Source organism: Burkholderia sp. Tr-20390 (assembly GCF_017104595.1).
In the GTDB taxonomy this organism is placed as follows: Bacteria; Pseudomonadota; Gammaproteobacteria; order Burkholderiales; family Burkholderiaceae; genus Burkholderia.
In genome coordinates, this window is the sequence record NZ_JAAGPC010000282.1 from 1 (window position 1) to 7,814 (window position 7,814).

The 7,814-nt window shown below is 68.0% G+C and carries 3 protein-coding genes; all 3 read left to right on the forward strand.

Annotation, left to right across the window (positions count from 1 at the left end):
* A partial coding sequence (locus G3N98_RS37145) for a non-ribosomal peptide synthetase (protein WP_206150908.1) occupies positions 1 to 5,855 on the forward strand: 5,855 nt, incomplete at its 5' end.
* Positions 5,856 to 5,865: 10 nt separating this feature from the next.
* Positions 5,866 to 7,482: an MBL fold metallo-hydrolase gene (locus tag G3N98_RS37150; protein WP_206150909.1), complete on the forward strand. Its 1,617-nt coding sequence runs from the start codon at positions 5,866 to 5,868 to the stop codon at positions 7,480 to 7,482.
* Positions 7,470 to 7,814 (forward strand): hypothetical protein (locus G3N98_RS37155; protein WP_241026247.1); only part of this gene is annotated, 345 nt, incomplete at its 3' end. The genes G3N98_RS37150 and G3N98_RS37155, both read left to right, overlap by 13 nt.

A 7,814-nucleotide genomic window follows, 5' to 3' on the forward strand; every position in this document is an offset into this window, starting at 1 on the left:
CCCTGTCCGCCGCGCAGCAGGAGCATCTCGAGGCGCTGATCGTGCGCTACACGACGCGCACCCGGAAATCGAAGGACTCGGTGCAGGCGTCGCGCCCGGTGCTGGCCGACAGCCGCGCCACGGTCGGCTTCCGCTTTTCGACCAAGGAGATGCTGTATCCGATCGTCGGCGATCGCGCGGCCGGTTCGCGGCTGTGGGACATCGACGGCAACGAGTACATCGATTTCACGATGGGCTTCGGCGTGCATCTGTTCGGCCACACGCCGGATTTCATCCAGCACCAGGTCACCCGCGAATGGCAGCGCCCGCTCGAACTGGGCGCGCGCTCCAGCCTCGTCGGCGAAGTTGCCGCGCGCTTTGCCCGCGTGACCGGCCTCGATCGCGTGGCGTTCTCGAACACCGGCACCGAGGCCGTCATGACCGCGATGCGGCTCGCGCGCGCCGTGACCGGGCGCGACAAGATCGTGATGTTCACGCATTCGTATCACGGCCATGCCGACGGCACGCTCGCCGCGGCGAACGCGGACGGCGTCACGGAAACCATCGCCCCCGGCGTGCCGTTCGGCTCGGTCGAGAACATGATCCTGCTCGACTACGGCAGCGACGCCGCGCTCGACGCCATTCGCGGGATGGCGTCGACGCTCGCCGCCGTGATGGTGGAGCCGGTGCAGAGCCGCAACCCTTCGCTGCAGCCCGTCGCATTCCTGAAGGAACTGCGCCGCATCACCGAGGAGGCCGGCGTCGCCCTGATCTTCGACGAAATGATCACCGGCTTCCGCGTCCATCCGGGCGGCTCGCAAGCGATGTTCGGGATCCGGGCCGATCTCGCGACGTACGGCAAGATCATCGGCGGCGGCCTGCCGCTGGGCGTGATCGCCGGCACCAGCCGCTTCATGGATGCGATCGACGGCGGCATGTGGACCTACGGCGACCACTCGTTCCCCGCCGCGGATCGCACCGCGTTCGGCGGCACCTTCTGCCAGTATCCGCTCGCGATGGCGGCCGCGCTGGCCGTGCTGGAGAAGATCGAACAGGAAGGCCCGGCGCTGCAGGCCGCGCTCAACGAACGCACCGCGCGGATCGCCGGCACGTTGAATGCGTTCTTCGTAGAGGCCGAGGCGCCGATCAAGGTCACGTGGTTCGGCTCGATGTTCCGCTTCGAATTCACCGAGAACCTCGACCTGTTCTTCTATCACATGCTCGAAAAGGGCATCTACATCTGGGAATGGCGCACCTGCTTCCTGTCCACCGCGCATACGGACGAGGATATCGACCGCTTCATCCGCGCGGTGAAGGACAGCGTCGCCGACCTGCGCCGGGGCGGCTTCATCCGGCCGCACTCGAAACACGGCACGGTGGCCGCGCTGAGCGAAGCGCAACGCCAGCTGTGGGTGCTGTCGGAAATCGATCCCGAAGGGTCGCTCGCGTACAACGTCAACACCACGCTCGAACTGAACGGCCGCCTCGACGAAGCCGCGATGCGCGCGGCCGTCCAGGGGCTGGTCGACCGGCACGAGGCGCTGCGCACCACGGTGATGGCGGACGGGTCGGGCCAGATCGTGCATCCGTCGCTGACACTCGAGATCCCGCTGATCGACACGGAGCAGGACGCGTGGCGGGAGCAGGAAAGCCGCCTGCCGTTCGATCTGGTGAACGGCCCGCTCTTTCGGGCCGCGCTCGTGCGCGTGGGCAGCGAGCGTCACCTGCTGGTGATGACGGCCCATCACATCATCTGTGACGGCTCGACGTTCGGGGTCCTGCTCGAGGACCTGGCCCGCGCGTATGCCGGTGCGGCGCCGGCCGACGCGCCGCTGCAGTTTCGCGCATACCTGAAGCAGCTCGACGGCCAGCGCCACAGCCCGGAAATGAAGGCGAATCGCGAGTACTGGCTCGCGCAATGCGCGCATCAGGCCGCCCCGCTGAATCTCCCGGTGGACTACCCGCGGCCCGCGGTGAAGACGTTTCACGGCGGGCGCGTGTCGCTGCATCTGGACGCGGCGGCGGCCGCGACGCTGCGCACCGCGGCCCGTCAGAACGGCTGCACGCTCTACATGGTGCTGCTCGCCGGCTTCAACCTGTTCCTGCACCGCGTCGCCGGCCAGCAAGCGATCGTCACCGGCATCCCGGTGACCGGCCGCTCCGTGGCCGGCAGCGACCGCCTCGCCGGCTACTGCACGCATCTGCTGCCGCTGCGCTCGACGCTGCCGGAGCAGGCCACCGTGGCGAGCTTCCTGGCCGGCACCCGGCAGAACCTGCTCGACGCGCTCGAGCACCAGGACTATCCGTTCGCCGAGCTGGTCCGCGAAATCGGCGCACAGCGCGATCTCAACGCCGCGCCGCTGGTGTCGGCGGTCTTCAACCTCGAACCCGTGTCGGCGCTGCCCGAACTGCCGGGCCTGACGGTCGGCCTCGTGGCGCCGCTGATCCGCCATACCGCGTTCGACCTGAACGTCAACGTGCTCGACGCAGGGCAGGCACTCCTGATCGATTGCGACTACAACACCGATCTGTTCGACGCGAACACGGTGCAGCGTTTCCTCGACATCTACCGGACCCTGCTGACGCATCTCGCGGACGATGCGTCGGCCGCCGTCGCCAAGCTGCCGTTGACGAGCGATGCGGAGCGGAACCTGATGACGGTCGAGTGGAACCGCACCGACACGGATTTCGGCGACGCCGCCGCGCAACCGCTGCATCGGCTGTTCGAACAGCAGGTCGAGCGTACGCCCGATGCCGTCGCGGTTGTCTTCGATGACGCCGCGCTCACCTACGCCGAACTCAACCTGCGCGCCAACCGCCTCGCCCATCGCCTCATTGACCTCGGCGTCGGCCCCGATGCGCTCGTCGGCGTCGCCATGGAGCGCTCGCTCGACATGAGCGTCGCGCTGCTCGCGATCCTCAAGGCGGGCGGCGCCTACGTCCCCGTCGACCCCGACTACCCCGCCGAGCGCGTGCGCTTCATGATCGACCACGCGCAGCTGCGCTGGCTCCTCACCCAGCAGCATCTGCGCGACGCGCTGCCCGAGACCGACGCACACGTGCTCGTCGTCGATCGCGACTCGCTCGACCTCGATGATGACGCGGCCACGTCCAACCCCGCGCCCGCGCTCGACGGCGACAACCTCGCCTACATGATCTACACGTCCGGCTCGACCGGCCGGCCCAAGGGCGCGCTCAACACCCATCGCGCGATCACCAACCGCATCCTCTGGATGCAGCACGCCTACGCGCTCGGTGCTGACGATACGGTGCTGCAGAAGACACCCTTCAGCTTCGACGTCTCGGTCTGGGAACTCTTCTGGCCGCTCGTCACCGGTGCGCGCCTCGTGTTCGCCCGCCCCGGCGGCCAGCGCGAGACCGACTATCTGGTCGAGCTCATCGAGCGCGAACGCATCACCACGCTCCATTTCGTGCCGTCGATGCTGCGTGCGTTCCTCGACCACCCCGACCTCGACGCGCACTGCGCGTCGCTGCGCCGCGTCGTGTGCAGCGGCGAGGCGTTGCCCCACGATCTGCAGCAACGTTGCCTCGAGCGCCTGGACGTCAGGCTGTACAACCTCTACGGCCCGACCGAGGCCGCCGTCGACGTGACCGCGTGGGAATGCCGCCGCGACGATCCGCACCGCATCGTCCCGATCGGCCGGCCGATCGCCAACACCCGCCTCTACATCGTCGATGCGCAGATGCAGCCCACGCCGATCGGTGTGCCCGGAGAACTGCTGATCGGCGGCACGCCGGTCGGGCGCGGCTACCACGGCGAACCTGAACTGAGCGCCGGGAAGTTCGTCGCCGATCCGTTCTCCACCGACCCGCTCGCACGCCTCTACCGCACCGGCGATCTCGCGCGCTACCGCGCCGACGGCAACATCGAGTTCCTCGGCCGCATCGATCACCAGATCAAGCTGCGCGGCCTGCGCATCGAACCCGGTGAAATCGAGGCCGCGCTGACGTCGCACCCGCTGGTCGACGCCGCCGTCGTGGCGCTGCGCGGCGTGGACGACGGCGCGAGACTGGTCGCATGGCTGTGCTCGTCGCACCCCGAAGCCGAACTGGTCGACGCGGTGCGTGGCCACCTGCGGCAGCGGCTGCCGGATTACATGGTGCCCGCCGCGTTCGTCGTCGTGAGCGCGTTCGAGCAGCTGCCCAACGGCAAGCTCGATCGCGCCAGACTGCCCGAACCCGGCGACGGCCTGGACCACGTCGCGCCCGTCAACGCGCTCGAAGCGCAGTTGACGGCCATCTGGCAGGAAGTGCTCGGCCACGCGCGGATCAGCACGACCGCCAATTTCTTCGAGCTGGGCGGCAATTCGCTGCTGGCGACGAAGGTCGTCGCACGCATCCGTCGCGATCTGCATGCGAAGCTGGAAATCCGCAGCCTGTTCGCACTCCCCACCATTTCGAGCCTCGCGAAGCGCATCGCCGATACGCAGCCGATCGACTACGCGCCGGTGACGCCGCTGCCGGCGCAGGCAAGCTACGCGCTCTCCCCGGCCCAGACGCGGCTGTGGGTCCAGGATCGTCTCCATGCGGCGCAAGCCGGCGGGCCGCTGCCCACGTCCCTGCTGTTCGAGGGCGTGCTGGACGTGGACGCGCTCGTGCGAGCGTTCCGCGCGTTGAGCGAGCGTCACGAGATCCTGCGCACGCGTTTCGTGCTGGAAGACAACCAGCCGGTCCAGCAGGTGCTGCCGCCCGGCGAAGCCGCGTTCCCGGTCGAGGTCGTGGATCTGCAGGAGGCCGAGGACCGCGATGCCCAGGCCGCGTCGATCCAGGCAAGCGAACGGCTCGCGCCGATGGATCTCGCCGCCGGCCCGCTGTTCCGCGTCAAGCTGCTCAGGCTCTCCGAAGTCCGTCACGTCTGCATCTGCACGATGCATCACATCGTGAGCGACGGCTGGTCCACGGAGGTCCTGCTCGACGACCTGTCGGCGCTCTATGACGCATTCGTCCAGCATCGCGACGATCCGCTGCCCGCCCTCCCGATCCAGTACAAGGACTACGCCGGCTGGCTGAACCGCCTGCTCGCCGGGCCGGACGGCGCGCGCATGAAGGACTACTGGCTGACCAAGCTGGGCGGCGGCCTGCGCGCGCTGGACCTGCCGGGCGACGTCGCGCAGCCGGCCGCGCCGAGCTGGAAATCCTGGCGATTCGACCTGCCCGCCGCCGAGACGACGGCGCTGGAATCGCTCGGCAAGCGCCACGGCGCGACCTTGTTCATCGCGCTGCTGTCCGCGATCAAGGCGCTGTTCTACCGCCGTTCCGGCCAGGAGGACATCGTCGTCGGCACGCCGGTCGCGGGCCGCGAGCTGCCCGAACTCGAGTCGCAGGTCGGCCCCTACCTGAACGTGCTGGCGCTGCGCGATCGCGTCGCGGGCGACGACCGGTTCGACACGCTGCTTGCCCGCGTGCGGGACACCACCCTCGAAGCGTTCTCGCACCCGCTGTATCCGCTGGACCGCCTGCTCGACGAGCTGCACGTCAAACGCGTGGCGGGACGCAATCCGCTCTTCGACATCGGCCTGACGCTGCAGAACCAGCGGCACGGCCCCGTCGATCGCTATGCGGGACAAGTGCATATCGCGGAGCTGCCGGACCACGACCCGCAGGGCGCGGACACGGAAGCCGCGACGGACTTCTGGTTCCTGGCCGAACCGCGCGCCGAGGGCCTCGCGATCCGCGTCGTCTATCACGCGGGGCGGTTCAGCGAGGCGCTGGTGCAAGGCCTCGCCCACGAGCTGACGTCCGTGATCGGCGAAGTGCTGGCCAATCCGGGCGTTCGCATCCGGAACCTGACCCTGGGACACCGCGCGCTGCACGCCGACGCCCGCCAGCCCACCGTCGAACTCAGCGCATTCTAAGGAGCCTTCGTTGACCATTTCGTCGAGCACGCAGGTCTACCTGCGACACAACATCCAGTTCGAACCGCTGATCAACAGCTGGTACGCGTGGTATCACACGCTGCCGCCGTTGACCGCCGCCCTCAACGTGGCCGAACGGTTCCTGCCGCTGCTGAAGTCCTATGCCGCATCGCCGATGATGCATGCGGCGGCCTGCAAGGATCCCGCGATGCGCGGCGGGCCGTTCCTCGACCTGGGCGGCCAGCGCGTCGACGAAATCCGCGCGCTGATCGAGCAGACCACCCAACGCGCGACCCGGCAACTGGAACTGGCGAAGGCCTACAAGGCGTTCTCCACGCTGCTGCTGGAACAGGCCACGGGGATGGCGTCGGACCCGCTCTACCCCGAGATTCCGGAGGTGTTGAAGGGCTATGTCGAGATCTACTACGACCTGAACCACAACCCGTCCTTCCGGGTGTTCGAAAGCCTGCTGTACGCGAGCCCGTTCTATGCGCGCGATGCGCAAAGCATCGCGCTGTCGGCGATCGAGGAGCACACGCCGCGGCCGTTCATCCTCAGCACGCCCCGGCTCCGCGACGATCGCACGGTGTTCTGCAACATGGCGTTCGACGACCGCGCGCTCGACACGCTGTTCCGCATGCGCGACACGCCCGGCAGCTACGCGAAGATCGTCGACCTGATGCGCGTGGCGGAGCAGGACGAGCCGCTGTTCCGCACGTTCTTCACCGAGGAGGCGCCGGCGCCGAAACCGGATCGTTCGTTCGACGGCGACGACATCCGCATCCGCTACTACGGTCACGCGTGCGTGCTGATCCAGAGCCGCGGCGTGAGCATCCTGATCGATCCGGTGATCAGCTACGGCTACGACACCGCGCTGCCGCGCTACACGTTCGCCGACCTGCCGGACCAGATCGACTACGTGCTGATCACGCACAGCCATCACGATCACATCGTCCTCGAGACGCTGCTGCAGCTTCGCCACAAGGTCAAGACCGTGGTGGTCGGCCGCAATCTCGACGGCTTTCCGCAAGATCCGTCGATGGAACTGGCGTTGCGCAAGCTCGGCTTCGACGACGTGCTGGAAGTTCGGGATGCCCAGGAAATCAAGCTGCCCGGCGGCGCCATCACCGCCATTCCGTTCATGGGCGAACACAACGACCTGGCGATCCACAGCAAGCAGAGCTTCATGATCCGCTTCGGCTCGCGCTCGGTGCTGTGCATCGCCGATTCGTGCAACCTGGACCCGCGCCTCTACGAGCATGTGTTCCGCCTCGCCGGCAAGCCGGACACGCTGTTCGTCGGGATGGAAACCGAGGGCGCGCCGCCGTCATGGGTCTACGGCCCGCTGTTTCCGAAGGCGCTGCGGCGCGACATCGACCAGTCGCGCCGGGCGCGCGGCTGCCAGTTCGGCGAGGCCGCCGCGCTGGTGGACGATTTCGCGTTCAACGCGGCGTATGTCTATGCGATGGGTCAGGAGCCGTGGCTGAACCACCTCCTCGACAACACCTTCGACGAAAACTCGCCGAGCCACATCCAGTCCACCCAGTTCGTCGCGCACTGCCGGGCCAAGGGCATCGCGTCCGAAATCCTGTACGCGCAGAGGGAGATCGTGCTTTGTCAGAACTGAATCTCAACGCGCTCTCGACGAGCGGGCAATACCAGGAACACGTGGCGTTCTGGACCGACGCGCTCGGCCGCCTCGACGAGGATTTCCGCCTTCAGCAGGCGTGGCAGGCGTATGCGCTGCCGCTCGGCCCCGAGCCGGCCCTGACGTTCGCGCTCGACGGCGACGCGGCGCCGGTGCTGGAGAAGCTCGCCGCCGGCAACGCGCTGGGCGCGTTCGTCGTGCTGCTGGCCGCGCTGTTCCGCGTGCTGGGGCGCTACGACGGGCCGGGCAGATCGGGAGAGCGGCGGGTAGGGAAACAGTGTACGCGCTGTGTGAGATCTCGCGCGCGTCAA